Origin of the sequence: Arthrobacter sp. 24S4-2, from assembly GCF_005280255.1 — a bacterium.
Taxonomy (GTDB): domain Bacteria; phylum Actinomycetota; class Actinomycetes; order Actinomycetales; family Micrococcaceae; genus Arthrobacter.
Genome location: NZ_CP040018.1, coordinates 866641 through 890236 on the forward strand (window position 1 = coordinate 866641; position 23596 = coordinate 890236).

General features: G+C 62.7%; 10 protein-coding genes, 1 tRNA gene, 3 rRNA genes and 2 pseudogenes. 9 read left to right on the forward strand and 7 right to left on the reverse strand.

The window, feature by feature from the left end:
- From FCN77_RS04140 to FCN77_RS04165, 6 genes and pseudogenes are all read left to right on the forward strand, one after another.
- Positions 1–3675 (forward strand): 1,4-alpha-glucan branching enzyme, encoded by a 3675-nt coding sequence (locus FCN77_RS04140; protein ID WP_137321239.1) that lies wholly within the window; start codon positions 1–3, stop codon positions 3673–3675.
- A 478-nt stretch (positions 3676–4153) separates the two neighbouring features.
- Positions 4154–5678: ribosomal RNA gene (locus tag FCN77_RS04145) — 16S ribosomal RNA — on the forward strand.
- 538 nt (positions 5679–6216) lie between these two features.
- Positions 6217–9354 (forward strand): 23S ribosomal RNA (locus tag FCN77_RS04150).
- 232 nt (positions 9355–9586) lie between these two features.
- Positions 9587–9703, forward strand: a 5S ribosomal RNA gene (gene rrf / locus FCN77_RS04155).
- The 16S, 23S and 5S rRNA genes sit together here, the layout of an rRNA operon.
- A gap of 105 nt (positions 9704–9808) precedes the next feature.
- Positions 9809–10299, forward strand: a pseudogene (locus tag FCN77_RS04160) (SRPBCC domain-containing protein).
- A 10-nt stretch (positions 10300–10309) separates the two neighbouring features.
- Positions 10310–10870 (forward strand): N-acetyltransferase, encoded by a 561-nt coding sequence (locus FCN77_RS04165; protein WP_254678840.1) that lies wholly within the window; start codon positions 10310–10312, stop codon positions 10868–10870.
- On the opposite strand, the gene FCN77_RS04170 is transcribed toward FCN77_RS04165, so the two are convergent.
- A complete protein-coding gene (locus tag FCN77_RS04170; RefSeq protein ID WP_137321240.1) occupies positions 10867–11895 on the reverse strand; it encodes a LacI family DNA-binding transcriptional regulator in 1029 nt (342 codons plus the stop codon). The genes FCN77_RS04165 and FCN77_RS04170 overlap by 4 nt on opposite strands.
- Positions 11896–11941: 46 nt before the next feature.
- Positions 11942–13695, reverse strand: a pseudogene (locus FCN77_RS04175) (glycoside hydrolase family 13 protein).
- Between the two features lie 325 nt (positions 13696–14020).
- On the opposite strand from FCN77_RS04175, the gene FCN77_RS04180 reads away from it, so the two are divergent.
- On the forward strand, positions 14021–15391 hold the full coding sequence (locus FCN77_RS04180; RefSeq protein ID WP_137321241.1) for an FAD-binding oxidoreductase: 1371 nt from the start codon (positions 14021–14023) through the stop codon (positions 15389–15391).
- A 68-nt stretch (positions 15392–15459) separates the two neighbouring features.
- On the opposite strand, the gene FCN77_RS04185 is transcribed toward FCN77_RS04180, so the two are convergent.
- The 4 genes from FCN77_RS04185 to FCN77_RS04200 all read right to left on the reverse strand — a co-directional run bounded on the left by FCN77_RS04185 (position 15460) and on the right by FCN77_RS04200 (position 20679).
- A complete protein-coding gene (locus tag FCN77_RS04185; protein WP_137321242.1) occupies positions 15460–16875 on the reverse strand; it encodes a DUF4032 domain-containing protein in 1416 nt (471 codons plus the stop codon).
- A gap of 172 nt (positions 16876–17047) precedes the next feature.
- On the reverse strand, positions 17048–18130 hold the full coding sequence (locus FCN77_RS04190) for an ABC transporter ATP-binding protein (RefSeq protein ID WP_137321243.1): 1083 nt from the start codon (positions 18128–18130) through the stop codon (positions 17048–17050).
- Positions 18131–18377: 247 nt separating this feature from the next.
- Entirely contained in the window at positions 18378–19187 is an 810-nt protein-coding gene (gene otsB, locus FCN77_RS04195; RefSeq protein ID WP_137324634.1) for a trehalose-phosphatase, read from the reverse strand.
- Positions 19177–20679 carry a trehalose-6-phosphate synthase gene (locus FCN77_RS04200; RefSeq protein WP_137321244.1) on the reverse strand — a complete coding sequence of 501 codons (1503 nt, stop codon included), beginning with the start codon at positions 20677–20679 and terminating at the stop codon, positions 19177–19179. The genes otsB and FCN77_RS04200 overlap by 11 nt, the downstream gene beginning before the upstream one ends.
- A 180-nt stretch (positions 20680–20859) precedes the next feature.
- On the opposite strand from FCN77_RS04200, the gene FCN77_RS04205 reads away from it, so the two are divergent.
- Complete coding sequence (locus tag FCN77_RS04205) at positions 20860–21750, forward strand: DsbA family protein (protein WP_137321245.1); 891 nt, start codon at positions 20860–20862, stop codon at positions 21748–21750.
- Positions 21751–21912: 162 nt separating this feature from the next.
- A tRNA-Thr gene (locus FCN77_RS04210) sits at positions 21913–21986 on the forward strand.
- A gap of 55 nt (positions 21987–22041) precedes the next feature.
- On the opposite strand, the gene FCN77_RS04215 is transcribed toward FCN77_RS04210, so the two are convergent.
- Positions 22042–23277: an IS110 family transposase gene (locus FCN77_RS04215; protein ID WP_137321246.1), complete on the reverse strand. Its 1236-nt coding sequence runs from the start codon at positions 23275–23277 to the stop codon at positions 22042–22044.
- Between the last annotated feature and the right edge of the window lie 319 nt (positions 23278–23596).

Sequence of the window (23596 nt, forward strand, 5' to 3'; positions counted from 1 at the left end):
ATGACCCAATCCACGCTCAACCCCTCCCTGGCCGAACTACTTCGCGCCTGGCTACCGCGCCAGCGCTGGTTCCCCGTCAAGAGCGGCGAATTCACGCTGTCGCCGGTTGGCGGGGTGCGCCTGGACGATGGCAGCGGCGAAGTGGGCCTTGAGGTGTACCTTGCGGCCGTCACCTACGCCACGGCCGACGGCGGCAGCCGGACCGATGTGGTGCAGGTCCCGCTGAGCTACCGGGTTGAGGCCCTGCCCGGCAGAGACTTGGCACTGGTCGGCGAGGGAGGCGACTCTCACCAGGGGCGGCGCTGGATCTACGACGCCGTCCACGACCCTGTGTTTGTTTCAGCCTGGCTGGAACTGATGCGAAGCGGCGGCACTTCACCGGACGGCCAGGCCGTGGGCCACCTTGTACCTTCCGACTACCGGCTTCCCACCGCGACCGGCACAGTGAAGGTGCTCTCAGGTGAGCAGTCAAACAGTTCGGTGATTGTGGACGACGGCGGCTCTGCAGCGATCGTCAAGTTCTTCCGGGTGCTTTCCGAAGGACGGAACCCGGAGGTCGAGATTGGTGCCGCCCTCACCCAGGCCGGGACGTCCGAAGCTCCCGCGACGCTCGGCTGGGTCACGGGGGAGTGGGAAGCACCCGGGGGCGGCGAAGCGGACAAGCCCCGCACGGCACACGGCGAGCTCGCCGTGGCCCATGAGTTCCTGGCTGGCGGCCGCGACGCGTGGCGGCTGGCCGTTGATGCAGCAGCTACCGGAACGGACTTCACAGCCGAGGCCCATGCCCTGGGTGTGGCAACCGCGACGGTGCACCGGCGGCTGGCCGAGGCCTTGGGACTGGGCGCTGAATCCGCGCCGGGGAAGGACATTGCCCCCGGAGTAGCCCAGCGCGTGCGGCAGTCCTGGGCGGAAGCCGGGGCCGCCGTCGGACAGTACGACGACGCACTGGACGGCTTGCTCCGCCAGCTTGAAGGCAGCAACGCGGGTGCGCTGCAGCGCATCCACGGGGATCTCCACCTCGGGCAGATCCTGCAGGTTCCGGGGCAGCCGGGCGAGCCGGAACGGTGGGCCATCCTGGACTTCGAAGGGGAACCCCTGCGGCCCATCGCAGAACGCAACTTCCCGGACGTCCCGCTCCGCGATGTTGTCGGCATGTTGCGCTCATTTGACTACGCCGCCGGTGCCGCCCAGCGCGAGCAGGCCGGCGTCCAGGTGCCCGATTCGTGGGCGGACGACTGCGCCGACGCGTTCCTGGCGGGCTACGGCGAAATAACGCCGGGGACCGTTGACCGCCGCTCGCCCCTGTTTGTGGCATTGTGGCTTGACAAGGCTTTGTATGAAGTTGTCTATGAGTTGCGGAACAGGCCCGGATGGCTCGACATTCCGGTGAATGCCTCACGACGTCTCCTCAGCAGTACAGGTTCCGGCGCTTCAGCCGTAGCCGCAGTGGAAGGTAACAATATGACAGGCTCAGCACGTACAGACCGGCCCGGGGCGCCGCTTCAAGTGGACGCGGGAACGCTCTCGAAGGTGGCGTCAGGCGAATACCACGCCCCGCACTCCGTCCTGGGAGCCCACCTAGACGACCATGGCCATGTCACGGTCCGCACGGTCAAGCACCTGGCTTCGGCTGTGTCAGTGGTAACCGCAGCCGGCTCTGTTCCCATGACGCACGAATCCGACGGCGTGTGGGCAGCCGTTCTCGAGCCCCTGCAGCCCGGGCACGTCCCCGACTACCGCCTGGAAGTCACTTACGAGGGCATGCCCCCGCAGACCAAGGACGATCCTTACCACTATCTCCCGACTGTCGGGGAAGTGGACCTGCACCTGATCGGCGAAGGCCGCCACGAGAAGCTGTGGGAAGTGCTCGGTGCGCGCGTTCAGCACTACAAGTCATCCCTGGGCGACGTGGACGGTGTCTCGTTTGCGGTGTGGGCCCCCAACGCACAGGCCGTCCGCGTCAAGGGCGACTTCAACGCTTGGGACGGCAGGGAGAACTCGATGCGTTCGCTGGGCTCCTCCGGCGTCTGGGAACTCTTCGTCCCGGGTGTTTTAGCAGGGGCGTGCTACAAGTTCGAAATCAAGACCAAGGCCGGTCACTGGGTGGAAAAGGCCGATCCCTTGGCGTTCGGAACCGAAGTCCCGCCGCTGACGGCTTCGCGCGTTGTCGAATCGGCGTATGCCTTCAAGGACGACGAGTGGATGGCTGCGCGGGCGGAACGGGATCCGCACAATTCACCGATGAGTGTCTACGAGGTCCACCTCGGCTCCTGGCGCCTCGGTCTCGGCTACCGCGAGCTGGCCAAGGAACTGGTGGAGTACGTCAAGTGGCTCGGCTTCACCCATGTGGAGTTCATGCCGGTGGCGGAGCACCCCTTCGGCGGTTCCTGGGGCTACCAGGTGACGTCCTACTTCGCACCGACCTCCCGTTTCGGCCACCCGGACGAGTTCAGGTTCCTCGTCGACGCGCTGCACCAGGAAGGCATCGGCGTCCTGCTTGACTGGGTGCCGGCGCACTTCCCCAAGGATGCCTGGGCCCTGGCCCAGTTTGACGGCGAAGCCCTGTACGAGCACGCCGACCCGAACCTCGGCGAGCACCCGGACTGGGGAACGCTGATCTTTGACTTCGGCCGGACCGAAGTCCGCAACTTCCTGGTTTCGAACGCGCTGTACTGGCTCGACGAGTTCCACATCGACGGCCTCCGTGTGGATGCTGTGGCTTCGATGCTCTACCTCGACTACTCACGCGAGGACGGACAATGGCAGCCCAACAGGTATGGCGGCCGCGAGAACCTGGAGGCCATCTCCTTCCTGCAGGAGACCAACGCCACGGTCTACAAGACCCACCCCGGTGCGGTGATGATCGCGGAGGAATCCACTGCGTTCCCCGGAGTCACCGCCCCGACCAGCGTTGGAGGCCTCGGTTTCGGCCTCAAATGGAACATGGGCTGGATGCATGACTCGCTCAAGTACGCCTCCGAGAACCCGGTAAACCGCAAGTGGCACCACGGAACGGTCACCTTCTCGCTGGTATACGCCTTTACCGAGAATTTCCTCCTGCCCATCAGCCACGACGAAGTCGTGCACGGCAAGGGCTCAATGCTGCGGAAGATGCCGGGGGACCGCTGGCAGCAGCTGGCCAACCTCCGCGCGTTCCTCGCCTACCAGTGGGCGCACCCCGGCAAGCAGCTGATCTTCATGGGCACCGAGTTCGGCCAGGAGGCCGAATGGTCCGAGCAGCACGGCCTGGACTGGTACCTGGCTGATATCCCGGCCCACCGTGGAATCCAGCTGCTCACCAAGGACCTGAATGAGCTCTATGCCGCGACGCCCTCACTCTACGAGCGGGACAACGAACCCGGCGGGTTCCAGTGGATCAACGGGGGAGACGCGGACCGCAACGTCCTGTCGTTCATCCGCTGGGACAAAGACGGCAACCCCCTGGTTTGTGCCATCAACTTCTCCGGTGGACCGCACCGGGACTACACCATGGGTGTGCCCACTGTTGGCGCCTGGCAGGAAGTCCTCAACACGGACGATGACGGCTATGGCGGTTCGGGAGTCCTGAATGGGGGCACGCTCACCGCCACCGCAGAGGGACAGGATGGCCAGCCGGCAACGCTGAGCGTCACCTTGCCGCCGCTGGGGGCCGCGTTCTTCAAACCAGCCAGCTGATCTGCTGGCGCATCACCGTCTAACGGGAAGTGCGCCTGAAGGCCCGGGATCCTTGTAATCCCGGGCCTTTTGGCACCCCCGCGGGGGCGCCTTTGTGTCCTCGCCAAAGTGGTGGTAGAGTTTATTTCCGCGCTGCTCCCCGGAGTTGGCCAGCCAAGATATCACGGATCGCCAAAATGCAAAGTGAGTCGGGATGGCCGATTTGACTCGGGTGAAGATAGCGGGTAAGTTTGGGAAGTTGCTCCGGAGCGATCCGCGACCGAATTGTTGGTTGTGGTGGTGCCGGGTGTGTCTGTTGTTTGAGAACTCAATAGTGTGCCAAGTTTGTTGATACCAATTTGTTTATATGGATTGGTTGAATTGACTGGATTATGCCACCCCGTGGTGTGGTCTGGTTTTTACAGCTGGTTTCAAATTTTGTGCATTGTGTGCATCCCGTTTTCCCGGGGGCGCATGGTGTGTCTGTTTTTGTTTTACTTCAACGGAGAGTTTGATCCTGGCTCAGGATGAACGCTGGCGGCGTGCTTAACACATGCAAGTCGAACGATGATGCCCACTTGTGGGTGGATTAGTGGCGAACGGGTGAGTAACACGTGAGTAACCTGCCCTTAACTCTGGGATAAGCCTGGGAAACTGGGTCTAATACCGGATATGACTCCTCATCGCATGGTGGGGGGTGGAAAGCTTTTTTGTGGTTTTGGATGGACTCGCGGCCTATCAGCTTGTTGGTGAGGTAATGGCTCACCAAGGCGACGACGGGTAGCCGGCCTGAGAGGGTGACCGGCCACACTGGGACTGAGACACGGCCCAGACTCCTACGGGAGGCAGCAGTGGGGAATATTGCACAATGGGCGCAAGCCTGATGCAGCGACGCCGCGTGAGGGATGACGGCCTTCGGGTTGTAAACCTCTTTCAGTAGGGAAGAAGCGAAAGTGACGGTACCTGCAGAAGAAGCGCCGGCTAACTACGTGCCAGCAGCCGCGGTAATACGTAGGGCGCAAGCGTTATCCGGAATTATTGGGCGTAAAGAGCTCGTAGGCGGTTTGTCGCGTCTGCCGTGAAAGTCCGGGGCTCAACTCCGGATCTGCGGTGGGTACGGGCAGACTAGAGTGATGTAGGGGAGACTGGAATTCCTGGTGTAGCGGTGAAATGCGCAGATATCAGGAGGAACACCGATGGCGAAGGCAGGTCTCTGGGCATTAACTGACGCTGAGGAGCGAAAGCATGGGGAGCGAACAGGATTAGATACCCTGGTAGTCCATGCCGTAAACGTTGGGCACTAGGTGTGGGGGACATTCCACGTTTTCCGCGCCGTAGCTAACGCATTAAGTGCCCCGCCTGGGGAGTACGGCCGCAAGGCTAAAACTCAAAGGAATTGACGGGGGCCCGCACAAGCGGCGGAGCATGCGGATTAATTCGATGCAACGCGAAGAACCTTACCAAGGCTTGACATGGGCCGGACCGGGCTGGAAACAGTCCTTCCCCTTTGGGGCCGGTTCACAGGTGGTGCATGGTTGTCGTCAGCTCGTGTCGTGAGATGTTGGGTTAAGTCCCGCAACGAGCGCAACCCTCGTTCCATGTTGCCAGCGCGTAATGGCGGGGACTCATGGGAGACTGCCGGGGTCAACTCGGAGGAAGGTGGGGACGACGTCAAATCATCATGCCCCTTATGTCTTGGGCTTCACGCATGCTACAATGGCCGGTACAAAGGGTTGCGATACTGTGAGGTGGAGCTAATCCCAAAAAGCCGGTCTCAGTTCGGATTGGGGTCTGCAACTCGACCCCATGAAGTCGGAGTCGCTAGTAATCGCAGATCAGCAACGCTGCGGTGAATACGTTCCCGGGCCTTGTACACACCGCCCGTCAAGTCACGAAAGTTGGTAACACCCGAAGCCGGTGGCCTAACCCCTTGTGGGAGGGAGCTGTCGAAGGTGGGACTGGCGATTGGGACTAAGTCGTAACAAGGTAGCCGTACCGGAAGGTGCGGCTGGATCACCTCCTTTCTAAGGAGCACCTACAACCACCCTGCCGGGCGTATGCCCGTGTGGTGGGGTTGTCAGGAGTAACGCCCGTTGCGCAGACGTTTGTTCTGCGGCGGGTGCTCACGGGTGGAATATCAGCAGATAGCGGCCGCGGGTTTTGTTCATCCTGCCTAGTACGGATGCCGGTTCTTTGGAGCCTGGTGTCCTGGAACGGTGCGGGTGGGGGGACCGCGGTTTAGTGTTTGGCACACTGTTGGGTCCTGAGGCAACAGGACCGGGGTTAGCCCCGGGATTTGTTTGTTTCTGGTTTCCTGGCTGCAGCGATCATGCGCGGATGGTTTTTCCTTTGGGAGATGCCGGTGTGTGGGGTGTGTGGTTTGGGGTTGTTGTTTGAGAACTACATAGTGGACGCGAGCATCTTTTATAAGAAGCAATTTCCAAGAATATGAACCTGGATCTGGCTGCGCGTGATGATGGCTGGCCCTTTTGGGGGTTGGTGGTTGTTGGGTGTGGTTGGTTTCTGTGGTTCTCTCGAAAATTAGCGTTTTTGATCTTTTGTGGTCAAGTTTTTAAGAGCACACGGTGGATGCCTTGGCATTAGGAGCCGAAGAAGGACGTAGGAATCTGCGATAAGCCTGGGGGAGTCGATAACCGGACTGTGATCCCAGGGTGTCCGAATGGGGAAACCCCGCCAGGGGCGCGAGCTGCCTGGTGACCCGCATCTGAACACATAGGGTGCGTGGAGGGAACGCGGGGAAGTGAAACATCTCAGTACCCGCAGGAAGAGAAAACAATAGTGATTCCGTTAGTAGTGGCGAGCGAACGCGGATCAGGCTAAACCGTTCCATGTGTGATAGCCGGCGGGCGTTGCATGGGCGGGGTTGTGGGACTTTCCGTACTGTCTCTGCCGGGACAGTGGGGTGTGATGTGCAGGCATAGGTGAACGGTCTTGAAAGGCCGGCCAGAGAGGGTGTGAGCCCCGTAACCGTAATGTTGTGTACCGCCTGTGAGAGTATCCCAAGTAGCACGGGGCCCGAGAAATCCCGTGTGAATCTGTCAGGACCACCTGATAAGCCTAAATACTCCCTAATGACCGATAGCGGACCAGTACCGTGAGGGAAAGGTGAAAAGTACCCCGGGAGGGGAGTGAAACAGTACCTGAAACCGTGTGCTTACAATCCGTCGGAGCCAGTCTGATTCTGGTGACGGCGTGCCTTTTGAAGAATGAGCCTGCGAGTTAGTGTTACGTCGCGAGGTTAACCCGTGTGGGGCAGCCGTAGCGAAAGCGAGTCTGAATAGGGCGTTGCAGTGGCGTGATCTAGACCCGAAGCGAAGTGATCTACCCATGGCCAGGTTGAAGCGACGGTAAGACGTCGTGGAGGACCGAACCCACTTCAGTTGAAAATGGAGGGGATGAGCTGTGGGTAGGGGTGAAAGGCCAATCAAACTTCGTGATAGCTGGTTCTCCCCGAAATGCATTTAGGTGCAGCGTTGCGTGTTTCTTACCGGAGGTAGAGCTACTGGATGGCTAATGGGCCCTACAAGGTTACTGACGTCAGCCAAACTCCGAATGCCGGTAAGTGAGAGCGCAGCAGTGAGACTGTGGGGGATAAGCTTCATAGTCGAGAGGGAAACAGCCCAGACCACCAACTAAGGCCCCTAAGCGTGTGCTAAGTGGGAAAGGATGTGGAGTTGCGAAGACAACCAGGAGGTTGGCTTAGAAGCAGCCATCCTTAAAAGAGTGCGTAATAGCTCACTGGTCAAGTGATTCCGCGCCGACAATGTAGCGGGGCTCAAGTACACCGCCGAAGTTGTGGATTTCAGATAGTAGCCAAGCCGCTCCCTTGTGGGGTTGGTTCAGGCGTCTGGAGTGGTAGGGGAGCGTCGTGTGGGCAGTGAAGTCGCGGTGTAAACCAGCGGTGGAGCCTACACGAGTGAGAATGCAGGCATGAGTAGCGAAAGACGGGTGAGAAACCCGTCCGCCGAATGATCAAGGGTTCCAGGGTCAAGCTAATCTGCCCTGGGTAAGTCGGGACCTAAGGCGAGGCCGACAGGCGTAGTCGATGGACAACGGGTTGATATTCCCGTACCGGCGAAAAACCGCCCATGCTGAACAGGGGATACTAACCGCCCGAGACCTGCCCTAGCACCCTTCGGGGTGTGTGGGTTTTGGTGGAGCGCGGGACCTGATCCTGGGAGGTAAGCGTATTAACAGGTGTGACGCAGGAAGGTAGCCGAGCCGGGCGATGGTTGTCCCGGTCTAAGGATGTAGGGCGAACGGTAGGCAAATCCGCCGTTCATGATGCCTGAGATCTGATGGGACCCCCTCACGGGGGATTTGGTGATCCTATGCTGCCGAGAAAAGCATCGACGCGAGGTTTTAGCCGCCCGTACCCCAAACCGACACAGGTGATCAGGTAGAGAATACTAAGGCGATCGAGAGAATTATGGTTAAGGAACTCGGCAAAATGCCCCCGTAACTTCGGGAGAAGGGGGGCCCCAACCTTGAACCACACTTGCTGTGGGGAGGGGATCGGGGCCGCAGAGACCAGGGGGAAGCGACTGTTTACTAAAAACACAGGTCCGTGCGAAGTCGCAAGACGATGTATACGGACTGACTCCTGCCCGGTGCTGGAAGGTTAAGAGGACCGGTTAGCCGCAAGGCGAAGCTGAGAATTTAAGCCCCAGTAAACGGCGGTGGTAACTATAACCATCCTAAGGTAGCGAAATTCCTTGTCGGGTAAGTTCCGACCTGCACGAATGGAGTAACGACTTCCCCGCTGTCTCAACCATAAACTCGGCGAAATTGCAGTACGAGTAAAGATGCTCGTTACGCGCAGCAGGACGGAAAGACCCCGAGACCTTTACTATAGTTTGGTATTGGTGTTCGGAGTGGCTTGTGTAGGATAGGTGGGAGACGTTGAAGCCCGGACGCCAGTTCGGGTGGAGTCATCGTTGAAATACCACTCTGGTCACTTTGGACATCTAACTTCGGCCCGTAATCCGGGTCAGGGACAGTGCCTGATGGGTAGTTTAACTGGGGCGGTTGCCTCCTAAAAAGTAACGGAGGCGCCCAAAGGTTCCCTCAGCCTGGTTGGCAATCAGGTGTCGAGTGTAAGTGCACAAGGGAGCTTGACTGTGAGAGAGACATCTCGAGCAGGGACGAAAGTCGGGACTAGTGATCCGGCGGTACATTGTGGAATGGCCGTCGCTCAACGGATAAAAGGTACCTCGGGGATAACAGGCTGATCTTGCCCAAGAGTCCATATCGACGGCATGGTTTGGCACCTCGATGTCGGCTCGTCGCATCCTGGGGCTGGAGTAGGTCCCAAGGGTTGGGCTGTTCGCCCATTAAAGCGGTACGCGAGCTGGGTTTAGAACGTCGTGAGACAGTTCGGTCCCTATCCGCTGCGCGCGCAGGAAATTTGAGAAGGGCTGTCCTTAGTACGAGAGGACCGGGACGGACGAACCTCTGGTGTGTCAGTTGTACTGCCAAGTGCACCGCTGATTAGCTACGTTCGGATGGGATAACCGCTGAAAGCATCTAAGCGGGAAGCTCGCTTCGAGATGAGATTTCCATACACCTTGTGTGTGAGAGGCCCCCAGCCAGACCACTGGGTTGATAGGCCGGATGTGGAAGCGAGGACTAACGACTCGTGAAGCTGACCGGTACTAATAGGCCGATAACTTACACCACACACCATTGGTGAACCCGTTCAAAAGGGGTTCACACCAACAATGGTAAAAAGAAACAAGACTGCTTGCGTCCACTATGTGGTTCCCAACCAACAAACCCGCACCACGGGCACGTTGCACGGAAACCGATAACTGAATAACAACACCACACCTGCCTTAACCGGCAGGAACATGTTGTAACCACAGATTTCCCACCACCCCGGTCAAAGCCAGGGCGGAACGGGTACAAGGGTTACGGCGGTCATAGCGTGGGGGAAACGCCCGGTCCCATTCCGAACCCGGAAGCTAAGACCCACAGCGCCGATGGTACTGCACCCGGGAGGGTGTGGGAGAGTAGGTCACCGCCGGACATAAATTAGAGCTCAGGCCCCGACAAGAATGTCGGGGCCTGAGTCATTTAAGAGCCGATATTCGCGCCGATGTGCACCCGCAGGCTGGCGGTAAAGTTGTTGATCATGGACAACCTCTTTAGCCACGCATCTCCGGCAGACGAAGCATCCGATCCCGTAGATGCCCTGGGCGCCGTGGTCCACACTGTGGTGGTACCCGGCCCCGTCTCAAAAGCATTTATCGGATTCACTGAACACACCCATCTTTGGTGGCCCTCGAGGACCACAGCGTCTTCGGAGCCGGCTCCTACGTCGAATTCGAAGAGAACCTGGTCCTTGAAACAGCCGACGATGGCCGGACCGCCGTTTGGGGCACAATAGATGACTGGCAGCCTCCGCTGTCCTTCCACACCAGCTGGCACCCTGGTAGTACGGCGCTGTGGTCCACGGAGCTCCGGGTCGCGTTCAGGGCCGTGGAGGGCGACACTGAGCTCCGGCTCGTCCACGATGGCTGGGAGGGTGCCGAAGATCCGGCCCGGGCACGGGCAGAGTACGATGCCGGCTGGCCCGGCGTCCTGGCCCGGTTTGTGCGGTTCATGGGCGGTGAAGTTGGCTAGGGTCCGGCGAATGACCGACGGGGAGTGGGAGCTCCTCCGCGCCGTGCGGCTTGAGATGCTTGCCGACACCCCGACCGCCTATGTGGAGTCGCTGGCGTCCGCGCAGGTGCAGACGGAAGGCCAGTGGCGGAGCCGTGCCCTGGCGATGACCTCGCCCGGTAGCGTAACTTTTGTCGCGGACGACGGATCCGCGGGCAGCTCCTTTTCAGGGCTGATGCGTGTCGTCCTAAAGCATCCGCAGGAGTGCTTCCGGCCGCTGCAGGCCATGCTGATCAGCGTGTACGTGGCCGCTGCGCAGCGCGGGACTGGCCTGGCCGATGAACTCCTGGAGATGTCCATTGCGGCAGCCGAGCACGAGCTGGGGGCAGGGTTGTTGCAGCTCGGAGTCCACGAGGACAACACTCGCGCTCTGGCCCTTTACGTCCGCCACGGGTTCCACGATACCGGCCGCCGGGAGGTTTACCCGCTCGATGCCAGCAAGAAGGAAATCATCATGGAACTCAGGCTTAAGCCAACGGCAGCATCGCTGATCAATGCACAGGCGGCCAGGGCAAAGGCCCAAGGCGGCTAGCTAAGAGGTGCAGCGTCGACGGGTGGTACGGCCGTGCTTTGCCTGATCACGAAGTTGGTGGGGAATTCCGTGTCGGTGGCGCCGCCGTCGGAACCTTCAAGTCCTGCCAGCAGGAGGCGCACCGCCAACGCCCCCTGTCCGCGTGCATCCTGGTCGATCGTGGTTAGCCCGAACACCTCGCCCAGTTCATGGCCGTCGATGCCAATGACGGACAGGTCGTACGGAATCCTGAGGCCGAAGTCGCGTGCGGCCAGGATGGTTCCGATGGCCATTTCGTCGGAAGCGGCGAACACGGCCGTGGGCCGGCCGCCGGTCGCACCCAGCAGCTTCCGGGCACTGGCATACGCCCCCTGGACAGTGAAGTCGGCAGAGACCTGCCATTCCGGGCGGATGGGCAGCCCGGCCGTCTCCATGGCCTTTTGGAACCCGCTTTGGCGCATGCCCGGAAGCCGAAAGTCCTGCTCGAAGAAGGCGTCCCCGGTCATATGCGCGATCTTGGAATGGCCCAAACCGATGAGGTGAGTGGTGGCGGCTTCGGCGATGCCGGCGTCGTCAATCCGGATGGTGGCAGCGCCGGGCAAAGGGCCGCCGATGCCCACAATCGGCCGGTGGATGGCCAACAGTTGCTGTATCTCAGCTTCACTGAGCTCGAGCGACACGGCGATGACGGCATCCACGCGTTTGCGCAGCAGGAAGTCGTTCAGGACGCTGTGCCTGCGGTCAGGCCCTTCGCTGACGTTGTACAGGGTCAGGTCATACCCGGCATCCAGCAGAGAGGCCGAGACCCCTTCCACCACCGCGGAGAAGTACCAACGGTGGACGGAAGGGACCACTACACCCACGTTGTGGTTCCGGCCGGACGCGAGACTGGAAGCGTGGTAGGACAACACGAAGCCGAGCTCTGCCGCGGCCGCCTGCGCTCGTTCACGGCTCCGGGCAGAGACGTTGCCTTTGCCGCTGAGGGCCCGCGACACCGTTGCGATGGAAAGGCCCGCCCGCTCAGCGACGTCCTTGATGCCGGGCATATTCAACTCTCCGTGTCTTCAACAGCACATTTTCAGCACAGCAGGATCACCCAACGAGGTCCATCCAGGCCGTTTCACCTGAGCCTAGCTGATGACCGACGTCGTACGTTGCCGGTGACGACTCATTGCGTTCCCCGGACACGGGCGCGCTGCGCAGCAGCACGCGGCCCGGCGGCAGTTCCAGCGCCTCCTGGCCCAGGTTCATGACCACTATGGTGCTGCCGTTGACGTAAGCGAGGGACGAGTCGGTGCACCAGCTTTCGAGCCACGCCAGCGATCCCTGGCCAAGTCCACGCTCCCTGCGCATCGCCAGCATCCGGCGGTACAGGTTCAGGTGCGACGACGGCGACGCCTCCTGTGCATCCCGCGCCAGTTCGGTGAAGGACGCTGGCTGCGGAAGCCACGGGTCTTGTCCCGCCCCGAACCCGGCATGGATCTTTGCGGCGCGCCACGGCAGGGGAACGCGGCAGCCGTCACGGCCCAGTCGCTCTCCTCCTGTTCGGGCAAATGTGGGGTCCTGGCGCCGGTTGTCCGGGATATCGATGCCATCCGGCAGTCCCAGTTCCTCGCCCTGGTAGAGGTACGCGCCGCCCGGCAGCCCGAGCATGAACATGGAGGCCGCCGCCGCGCGCTTCCGGCCCAAGGCAGCATCCGGCTGCGGATCAAAGGAACCGATTCCGTCTCCGTCACGGGGTGAGTGCCCGTGGTACCCGAAACGGGTGGCGTGGCGGACCACGTCGTGGTTGGACAGCACCCAAGTGCTCGGTGCGCCGACGGCATCGAGGGCTTCGAACGAACCGGTGATGACGCCGCGCAGGCGGTGGACGTCAAGGCCTGCGTGCAGGTACGGAAAGTTGAAGGCCTGGTGCATTTCGTCAGGGCGGACCCAGTCAGCCAAACGCGGCAGCGGGTCCACGTTGGCCTCGGCACACAGGATGCGGTCCGGACCGTACTCTGCGAGGATCCGCCGCCAGGCACGGTAGATGTCGTGCAGGGCCGGCTGGCCGAACATCGGTGCCTCGTGGCCGGGGTAGCCGTCCGAGCTGCCCCCGTCGGGCCGTCCGCCCCACTCCGGCAAACCGGGAGCCTTCACCAAGGCGTGCGCCACGTCCACGCGGAAGCCGGCGACGCCGCGGTCCAGCCAGAAGCGAAGAACACGGGCAAATTCGTCGTGGACTGCCTTGTTGTCCCAGTTGAAGTCGGGCTGGGACGCATCGAAAAGGTGGAGGTACCACTGCCCGGGTGCGCCGTCCGGCTCCGTGATGCGTGTCCACGCCGGGCCGCCAAAATGTGACTGCCAGTTGTTCGGCGGTTCTTCTCCAAAGCTGCCGCGGCCGTCCCGGAAGATGAACATGTCCCGTTCCCGGCTGCCGGCCGGTGCATCGAGGGCGGCCTGGAATGCGGTGTGCTGGTCCGAGCAGTGATTCGGCACGAGGTCCACAATCACCCGGAGGCCCAGGCGGGTTGCTTCCGCCATCATGGCGTCAAAATCGGACAGGGTGCCAAAGAGCGGGTCAACGTCGCAGTAGTCGCTCACGTCATACCCGGCGTCCTTTTGCGGTGACCGGTAAAACGGGGAGAGCCAGACGGCATCGACGTCGAGCCGGGCCAGCTGCGGCAGCTCTGCGGTGATGCCGGCAAGGTCCCCGACGCCGTCCCCGTTCATGTCCCGGAAGGACCTCGGGTAAACCTGATAAATGACAGCCGACCGCCACCACCCGAAGCTTCATCAGCGGCGTGTACCAGGGTCAGCGGCCCGGCCGCCGCGGCGGGGGCTTCGAGCATTGAATCAACGGACATGCCGGTAATCGTAGACCTGTTTTCGGTAAAACTTGAAAACGCTTCCAATTGTGACATACGCCTCAAAGTGAGATGCGGAGCCGACCTCAAGCTGCGGCAATGCCCGGGCGGATACGCCCGGGCCAAGCATGAGCAGGGCGTACTCACTGCCCAGCGGACCGGTTCGCCGGTCACCTGCAGGAAGGCGAAGAGGGAATCAGAGCCGGGACATTTCCGATATTTGGAAGCGCTTGCAGGCGGAGTTGTCCAGACCGTGCTGCCACCGGGCGGTCGTCGCTGTCCGCGGAATAGACTGGAAGCCGGATTCGACGGACCTGGAGGCCGCATGGGCAACATTGTTGACGAGCTCAAAACCATCCTGGAGCCCGGCAAACTGGCCGTGGACGACTTGACCCTGGCCGCCTATGCCATAGATCAGGCCCCGGTCCTGGACTACCATCTGCCGCTGGCCGTGGTGTGGGCCGAAACTGTGGCCGACGTCCAGGCAGTGGTCAGTGCCTGCGCCAAGCACCATGTGCCCGTTGTGGCGCGCGGGGCCGGTACGGGTGTCTCCGGCGGCGCCCATGCCAGCCAGGGCTGTCTCGTGCTGAGCCTCGAACGGATGAACCGCATCCTGGACCTGAACCCGGACGACGAGACCGCCGTCGTCGAACCCGGCCTGATCAACGCTGACCTCAACGACGCCGCGGCCGTCCACGGGCTCATGTACGCGCCGGATCCCGCGAGCTTCCGGATGTCCACCATCGGCGGCAACGTGGCCACCAATGCGGGAGGCCTGCGCTGCGCCAAGTACGGCGTCACGCGCGATTCGGTGCTGGCCCTCGACGTGGTGCTGGCCGACGGTTCGCTGATCCACACCGGGCACCAGACCTTCAAGGGCGTTGCCGGTTATGACCTCACGGGGCTTTTCGTCGGCTCCGAAGGGACGCTCGGCATTGTGGTGGGCGCGACGGTGCGGCTGAAGTACCTGCCCCGGGAGGTGCACACCATCGCAGCGTTCTACCCGGACTTCCGCAGTGCCGCGGCGGGCGTGCTGGCAGTAGGGAGAGCTCGCGTGCAGCCAGCCATCATGGAACTGCTCGACGGCGGCTCGCTGCTCCAGCTCGACGAGGTCCACGGCTCGGACCTGAGCTCGCGGGGCGCCTCGCTTCTGCTGGTCCAGACGGACGGTTTCGGAGCGGCTGCGGAAGCGGACGTGGTCCGCGAAGTTCTTGCCGTCAGCGGAGCCACTGTGACCATGGAAGCCAGTGCCGAGGCTGAACAGCTGGTGGAACTCCGGCGGAACAGTCGCGGCGTTGAGGTGGACGACGAATACCGCGTCGGCGAGGACGTGGCCGTGCCGCGTTCACGGCTGGTGGACTATGTCGGCGAACTCGAAGCCATCGCCGTGGCCCACGGTGTGCAGCTCAAGGTGGTGGCCCACGCCGGTGACGGAAACCTGCACCCCACCTTCTGGGTGGACCGGCTGGACAACCAGGTGGACGCCGAAGCCATGCGGCGGCTGGGCGCTGCCCTGGACAAGTCCATCACCGTGGCCCTGGCGATGGGCGGCACCATCACCGGCGAGCATGGCATCGGGCAGTACAAACTCCGGTGGCTGGGCCTGGAGCAGCCCGAACCCGTGCGGGAGCTGCAGCGCCGGATCAAGGAGCTCTTCGACCCGGCAGGCATCCTGAACCCCGGGAAGGCGATCTAGGCGGCGCCAGGGCGTGCCGGGGACGCACCGCGGCCGGCGGGCAGCTGCCCGCGGCGCGGTGACCCGCCTTAGTCGTCGGCGTCGGGGTATTCGTCGATGTCCTCGTCGCCGTACCGGGACTGCTCGGTTTCCACTTCCAGGATCTTGAGCAACCCGGTGTCCGGGTTGAGCATGATCGCTGCCTCGTCGCGGCGGTGCCGGAGGATGGAGTCGATGTAGGACTGCACGGCTTCGGCCAGCGGGATGTGGCGTTCCTGCTTTTCGGACATGTACCAGCGGTGTTCGAGGACCTCGTGGACGGCTTCGGCAGGTTCGAGCTTGCCGGAGAGGTCGCGCGGAATCGAGCGGACAATGGGCTCGAAGATCTGGCTGACCCACAGGTGGGCGCTGTATTCCTCGTCCATCGTCGGGTTGTTATCCGCGCGGAAGGAGTCCATGTCGTTGAGCAGGCGGCGCGCCTGGTTCTCCTGGGCGTCCAGTCCAGTAAGCCTCAGTAGCCGGCGCTGGTGGTGTCCGGCGTCCACCACCTTGGGCTGGAGCTGGATGGTGGAGCCGTTCTGGGTGGTCTTGATGGCGTATTCCTCAACGTCGAACCCCAGCTCGTTGAGCTTCCGGATCCGGGCGGCCACACGCCAGCGTTCGCCGATCTCGAAGGATTCCTTCTCGGTGAGCTCGGTCCAGAGGCGCCGGTAGCTGTCCATGATGAGTTCGCTGGTGGCCACCGGGTCCACCTTCTCTTCGATCAGGCCGCCGTCCAGCAGGTCCATCAGCTCACCGGCGATGTTGACCCGGGCAATCTCGAGATCGTACTCGCGCTGGCCGGTGGACAGGTCCGGGTACAGCTCGCCGGTCTCGGCATCCACCAGGTACGCGGCGAACGCGCCGGCGTCGCGGCGGAACAGGGTGTTGGAGAGCGAGACGTCGCCCCAGTAGAAACCGATCAGGTGCAGCCGGACCATCAGCAGCGCCTGGGCGTCAATCAGACGGGTGAGCGTGTCCTTGCGCAGCATCTGGGAAAAGAGCGCACGGTAGGGCATGGAGAACTTCAGGTGGCGGGTTACCAGCACCGGGTTCAGCGGCCTGCCGTCCGGGGTGGTGCGGCCGGTGATGACAGCAACAGGCTCAACGCAGGGCACATCAAGGCGCGCCAGTTTGCGGAGCATGTGGTACTCGTGGCGGGCCACGTGTTCCGACGTTTCCTTGATGGCGATCACGGAGCCGCCGAGGTGGGCGAAGCGCACAATGTGGCGGGAAATACCGCGGGGGAGCGCGGCCAGGTATTCAGCCGGCCAGTCCTCCAGGGCGATGTGCCACGGCAGGTCCAGGAGCTCCGGATCAGCCGCGGCGGCCGTGATGCTCAGGTTGCTGGAGACGTTGGAACTCTTGGCGTCGTTGGCGCTGGCCGCTTCAAACCGAGGCAGTTTGCCGATCTGGCCGTAGTCGGTGGGTTCGTCGTGCCATTGGGCGTTACTGTCCTCGGTCATGTGCCAATTCTTCCGTACGTAGGGGCGGGCTGCCTAAACAAAGTGACGAACCCACGCTTAAATCACGACGGCGGCCCGTCCAGTGAGGAGGGCCGCCGTCGGTCAGTGCAGTGTTGGGCCGTCAGGCGGTTGCGGCGTGCGCAACCCCCTGATTCAGCCTCCGCATCCGGTACTAGTCGCCGAGGCGCAGGCCGGTCTTGGTGTCGAACAGGTGTACGTGGCCGGACTGGGGGCGAACGTAGATGGACTCACCCTTCATCGGGGGCCTGCGGCCGTCGACGCGGGCCACGATGTCGTGGCTCTTGCCGTCAAGCGTGGTGTGGCCGTAGACGTAGGCATCGGCGCCGAGTTCTTCGACGACGTCAACCTCAACCTGGAGACCCTCACCTGCGGCGACCTGCTCGAGGTCCTCCGGGCGTGAACCGAGCGTGACAGTGGCGCCGTGAGCCTCTTCGAGGATATTGCGGGGAACCGGGTAGACGGTTCCGCCGAACTGGACGCCGCCGTCGACGACGGGGAGTTCCAGCAGGTTCATGGCGGGGGAGCCGATGAAGCCGGCAACGAAGACGTTCTTGGGCTTGTCGTAGAGGTTGCGCGGGGTGTCAACCTGCATCAGCAGGCCGTCCTTCAGCACAGCCACACGGTCACCCATGGTCATAGCCTCGACCTGGTCGTGGGTCACGTAGACGGTGGTGACGCCCAGGCGGCGGGTCAGGGATGCGATCTGCGTACGGGTCTGCACGCGGAGCTTGGCATCAAGGTTGGACAGCGGCTCGTCCATGAGGAAGACCTGCGGGTTACGCACGATGGCGCGGCCCATGGCAACACGCTGGCGCTGACCGCCGGAGAGTGCCTTCGGCTTGCGGTCCAGGTACGGCTCGAGGTCAAGAAGCTTGGCTGCTTCGCGGACACGCTCGGCGCGCTCTTCCTTGCTGACGCCGGCGATCTTCAGCGCGAAGCCCATGTTGTCCGCAACGGTCATGTGCGGGTACAGGGCGTAGTTCTGGAAGACCATTGCGATATCGCGGTCCTTCGGCGGAACGTCGGTGACATCGCGGTCACCAATGAGGATGCGGCCTGCGTTGACGTCCTCAAGACCTGCAAGCATGCGCAGGGAGGTGGACTTGCCGCAACCGGAGGGTCCAACGAGGACCAGGAATTCGCCATCGGCGATGTCGATGTTGAGCTTATCGACGGCGGGCTTTTCTGTGCCCGGGTACAGACGCGTAGCGTTATCAAAAGTAACTGTAGCCACAGTTATCAATCCCTTCACCGGCAGGTACGTGCCGGACGATCCGTTGTGAATGGTTCATGTTTGTTCAGTTATCCACGGTTTCTCAGCCGTGTACTCCCCGGCCGAAGCCGAGGAGTATCGCGTGACGCCGCACGGTGTCTGTGCGCCACATCACAACCAAGAGTATGTCAGATTTTATTCGCTTGGGTGCAAATGTTACGGAGCTCACATGTGAGATCGGTAACCCGGGGCCGCGAGGGCAGGCAAGTCAGGCCACTGCAATGGTGCGTTCGCGGAGCAGTGCCTCGAGGAGTTCGGCAATGTGAATGGGCGCTTCAACCCGGAACTGCGCCTGGGTAAAGTCCAGCCCGACTTTCACGCCCACATCGCCCGGGTACAGCCGGCCGAGAGCGTCTTCGTCAGTGGTGTCATCCCCGGCGAACACCACCGCCGTAGCCCCAGTGGCCTGGCGGAGGAAGGCCATTCCCTCGCCCTTGGACGCATGGACCACGGACGTCTCGAGCACGCGGTTGCCGTTCTTCAGGTACACATCCGGGCGGTCCTGCAGGACAGCCCTGGCGGCGGCGACCGCGTCCTCTGCGACGTCGTCGGCGGCCAGTCGGGTGTGGAGGACAACGCCGGCAGGCTTGTCCTCAAGCAGCGTGCCCGGGGCCTGCTCCACGATCTCCTCGAGGGTGCGGCGGACGTCAGCCAGCAGGGTCAGCTGGTCAGGGTCCAGGGTCAGCTCGGTTGAACCGGGCCCCAGCCAGGCTTCCGCTCCGTGGCTGCCGATCAGCAGGGTCTCCCGGGGCGGCGAGGCGACCGCCCGTAGGCTCCCCAGCGCGCGGCCGGAGATGAGTGCCGTCGTCGTCCGCGGAAGGGCGGCGAGTGCGGCAAAAGCGGCAGCGGACCGCGGAAGCGGGCGGGCATCGGCAGCGTGGTCAACCAACGGGGATATGGTCCCGTCAAAGTCCATGGCCACAAGGAGATGCTCGGTGGCGGCAACCTTGCGGATGGCTTCCAGGAGTTCGGGCGGGAGGCTCAGGGGCGTCGTTCCCGGGGCGGCGTCACGAGTCATCACGGACCACTTTCTCTTTGAGTGCTGCCAGGAAGTCAGCCGACCAAAGGTCGACGTCGTGGTCGAGGATCTGCTTGCGCATGGACCGCATCCGGCGGGATGCCTCGGCAGGCTGCATGTCGACGGCCCGCATGATGGTGTCCTTAAGGCCGTCGATGTCGTGCGGGTTCATTACGAGTGCCTGCTTGAGCTGGTCGGCGGCGCCGGCGAACTCGCTGAGCACCAAGGCGCCGTCGTTGTTGGTCCGGGCAGTCACGTACTCCTTGGCCACCAGGTTCATGCCGTCGCGCAGCGCGGTGACCAGCATGACGTCGGCGGCCAGGTACAGCGCCACCATCTCCTCGACGGGGTAGCTGTGGTGCAGGTAGCGGACGGCGGTGTTCTGCATGGTGTCGTAGGTGCCGTTGATATGGCCCACGGTGCCCTCGACCTCCTCCCGCAGCAGGCGGTATTGTTCCACGCGCTCGCGGCTGGGGCTCGCCACCTGGATCAGTGCTGCGTCCTCCACCGTGACTTTGCCGTCGGCAAGCAGCTCCTCATAGGCCTTGAGCCGGTGCCGGATGCCCTTGGTGTAGTCCAAGCGGTCGACGCCGAGGAGGATGGTCTTCGGGCTGCCGAGGTCCCTACGGATCTGCTGGGCGCGTTCGATGATCTCGGGTTTGCGGGCCAGTTCGCTGATCTGCTTGACGTCGATGGAGATGGGGAAAGCCTGCGCGCGGGCAATGTGGGTGGTTTCGCCGTTAGCGCCCTTGACGTGCACCTGCTGCTGTTTGACGCTCGCGCCCAGGAAGCGCCGGGCCGAACGCATGAAGTTGCCCGCGTCGCTGCTGCGCTGGAAGCCTACGAGGTCCGCGCCCAGCAGGCCGTCAATGATCGCCCGGCGCCAGGGAAGCTGGGCGAAGATTTCCGGCGGTGGGAACGGGATGTGGTTGAAGAATCCGATCTTCAGGTCGGGGCGTGCCTCACGAAGCATTTTCGGGACCAGCTGCAGCTGATAGTCCTGCACCCAGATTGTGGCCCCGTGGTCGGCGTGCTGAACGACTGCGTCGGCGAACCGCCGGTTGACCTTCCGGTAGGAGTCCCACCATGTCCGGTGGAATTCCGGCGGTGCGATGACGTCGTGGTACAGCGGCCACAGGGTGGCGTTGGAGAAGCCCTCATAGTAGAGCTCGACGTCGTCGTTGCTCAGCTGCACGGGGACGAGGTCCATGCCGCCATGGCTGAACGGCGTGATGGTCTCATCCGGTGCCCCGTGCCAGCCCACCCATGCGCCGTCCGTCTTCGTCATCATTGGTGCCAGCGCAGTAACTAGGCCGCCCGGTGAGCGGCGCCAGCCGTCCTCACATCCGCTGTCCTCCGGCGCGCAGCGGTCAACCGGCAGCCGGTTGGACACCACCATGAAGTCATAGAGTGAGGCTGCCGCGTGGTTGCCTTCCGGCGTGGGCTGCCCCCCAGCCTCTGCGTCGGGTTTTTCACGGTGCGTAGTATGCATTGGTGCCCCCTGCGGTTGCTATTGGCTTGGAGTCAACCCTAGTCGGACGGAATCTTCCGGGCTATTCGTCCGTTGGGCAGGCTGACGGAAACTTGAAGGCGCAAGCTCTCAGGTTTCTCCCCTAAAATGATGAAGTTGCCACTGAGTGGACCGCACCTGGCCGATCGACACGAGGAACTGATGAGCCCCGCAAACGAACCCCGCAAGTCCAAAGCAGAACGCACTGCCGAGGCCCGCGAGAAAGCCCGTGAGATCCGTGAGGTGCAGCTGAAGAAGGACAAACGCAACAAGCTCCTCGTCGGCTGGGGCATTGTGGTGGCCGTGGTGGCCATCCTCGCCATCGTGGCCCTCGTAGTCAGTACAAACCTCAGGAACAACGCTCCGGTGGCTGATCAGGGGCCCACCCCGGCCAACGGCAACGTTCACGGCGGTGTGACCCTGCTGGCCAATTCCGCGGTGGTGAAGTCCGACCCCGCCACCGTCAATGTGGCCGACCTCCCGGCCAAGCCCGCAACGGCCCCGGCCGAGGTCAAGGCTCCCGGCGCTGACGCCGAAGCAGGCAAGCCGGTAAAGGTGGTCGTCTACATCGACTTCATCTGCCCCGTCTGCAAGAAGTTCGAAGCCACGTACAACGAGCAGCTCACCAGCCTGCGCAACGAAGGCAAGATCTCGCTGGAATACCGGCCGCTCGGCTTCCTGGACCAGCAGTCCACCACCAATTACTCCTCGCGGGCAGCGAACGCGGCAGCCTGCGTGGTCAATGAATCGCCGGAGAAGTACTCAGACTTCGTGAACATGCTCTTCGACAAGCAGCCGGCAGAAGGCAGTGCCGGCCTCTCGGACAATGAGCTGAAGAAAATGGCCACGGACGTGGGTGCCAAGAGCATCGACTCCTGTGTGGACGGGAAGACATACCGGCCGTACGTAAAGTACGTCACGCAGGAAACGGCCGCCATTGGAGTGACCGGCACCCCGAGCGCCTTTGTGGACGGCAAGCAGTGGGGCAAGGGCGACTCCGCCAACACTGACCTGATCCCCTTCATCCAGGCTGCGATCGACGCCAAGGGCTAATTCAGTCCCTGTCCCACACCTGAGTGCTGTGGCCCGGATCCGGAACAATCCGGAACCGGGCCGCAGCCGTTTTTACCCGTGGGGCGTCCTTGGGCTAACCTTATCTAGCACTGCATCAAGCACCGCCCGTTGTGCCTGATCCGTCAGGCAAAAAGCAGGCACGCCTCCTTAGCTCAGTTGGCCAGAGCACCGCTCTTGTAAAGCGGGGGTCGTCGGTTCGAATCCGACAGGGGGCTCCGATTGTGGGTCTGACGCGAAGATTCCCTTCCTCGTCAGGGGACCCGCGTTTTGTTACCCCGTCCGATCGAGGGTGACCTGGTAGCCCATGGCCTCGAGTTGGTGGAGTGCGCGGTTCTTGGCGCGTTCGGGGTGGAGACGGGTGAAGAAGTCTGCACCGGGGTCCTCGTAAAGGGTTCCGTAGCGGCCCATGTGCCAGATCGCGATGAGCATGGTGTGTTGGATCGCAACGTTGGCTTTCATGGGTCCTCGCCGCGACGCAATTCGGCGGTAGCGGGCGCCGAGGTAGGTGCCGGGGTTCTGTGCGCACGCCACCGCGGCAGCGCCGAGCGCTCCTTGGAGATAGGGGTTTCCGGGCCGGGTCCTGGTCGACTTGACTCGTCCGGCGGACTCGTTGTGACCCGGCGTGGTCCCGGCCCACGACGCGAGGTGCCCGGCAGTGGCGAACCTGGTCATGTCCGCGCCGGTCTCGGCGACGACGACGTCGGCGACGAGGGGGCCGATGCCGGGGATGGTGGCGATCAGGTCCCGGAATCCCTGAAAGGGTGCGATCACCACCTCGATCCGGGCGGTGATGTCCTCGACCGCCCTCGTGTGCCGGTCGATCAGGTCCAGATGTACCCGCGCCAGGAAACCGTGGTGTTCGGTGAACCGGCCAGTCAGCGCCTCGGTCAACGCCGGGATCTTCGAGCGCAGCCGCCGCTTGGCGAGGTCGGCCAATGCGGCGGGCTCGTCTTGCCCCGCGATCATCGCCTCGAGCATCGCCCGTCCGGAGACGCCAGTGATGTCGGAGGCGACCGAGGACAGTTTGATGCTGGCGTCCTCGAGCAACTTCTCGAGCCGTTGGATCTCCCGGCCACGTTCCCGGGTGATCGCGGTCCGGGCCCGGGTCAGATCGCGCAACTGGCGGATCGGCTCCGGGGGCACGAACGACCCACGCACCAGGCCGTGTGCGCCAAGCTGGGCCAGCCACGTCGCGTCGGCGACATCGCTCTTGCGGCCAGGCAAGTTCTTGACGTGCCTGGCGTTGACCAGCATGACCTCGAACCCGGCGTCCTCAAGGAGGTAGTAGAACGGCTTCCAGTAGTCCCCGGTGGCCTCCATCACCGCACAGGTGACCTGCTCGGCGATTAGATGCTCACGCAGGGCCAGGACCTGGTTCGTGGTCGAGCCCCACGTCGTGACCGTCTCAACAGTCTTGCGACGACCAACACCGGCGACCCGGACGCAGACCTTGGCGTCCCTCTTGGACACGTCCAGACCAGCACACCGGCCATGCACCACTTCCATCACTGCCACCTGCTTCCCGTCGACGGATCATTCGGTGTCCATCGCGGGGAGGGCAGGGAGATTCAGAAGTCTGACGCTCGGGCTCGAAGGCACCAATCCACGGTTCCCGTGGAAGCCCTCCACCCCCATGCTGACCTACAGGCTCCAAGGCACTACAGAGGATTCGGGGTCGACCGCAACGAACACGACCAGTCTCACACCGCGGGTCACCGCGTGACCACAGCAGAACGCGACGCCCCCGAATCTTCGCTCACCATGGTGAGCCGGAGGCGCCGCATTGCTGACCTGCGGTTTTAGCCCCCGCAGGCCTTCGGTGCCC

Coding starts and splice junctions, on each gene's coding strand:
- FCN77_RS04140 (WP_137321239.1), top strand. CDS start 1: ATGACCCAATCCACGCTCAACCCCTCCCTGGCCGAACTACTTCGCGCC.
- FCN77_RS04205 (WP_137321245.1), top strand. CDS start 20,860: ATGAGCCCCGCAAACGAACCCCGCAAGTCCAAAGCAGAACGCACTGCC.
- FCN77_RS04170 (WP_137321240.1), bottom strand. CDS start 11,895: ATGCCCGGCATCAAGGACGTCGCTGAGCGGGCGGGCCTTTCCATCGCA.
- FCN77_RS04200 (WP_137321244.1), bottom strand. CDS start 20,679: ATGCATACTACGCACCGTGAAAAACCCGACGCAGAGGCTGGGGGGCAG.
- FCN77_RS04180 (WP_137321241.1), top strand. CDS start 14,021: ATGGGCAACATTGTTGACGAGCTCAAAACCATCCTGGAGCCCGGCAAA.
- FCN77_RS04185 (WP_137321242.1), bottom strand. CDS start 16,875: ATGACCGAGGACAGTAACGCCCAATGGCACGACGAACCCACCGACTAC.
- FCN77_RS04215 (WP_137321246.1), bottom strand. CDS start 23,277: ATGGAAGTGGTGCATGGCCGGTGTGCTGGTCTGGACGTGTCCAAGAGG.
- FCN77_RS04165 (WP_254678840.1), top strand. CDS start 10,310: ATGACCGACGGGGAGTGGGAGCTCCTCCGCGCCGTGCGGCTTGAGATG.
- otsB (WP_137324634.1), bottom strand. CDS start 19,187: ATGACTCGTGACGCCGCCCCGGGAACGACGCCCCTGAGCCTCCCGCCC.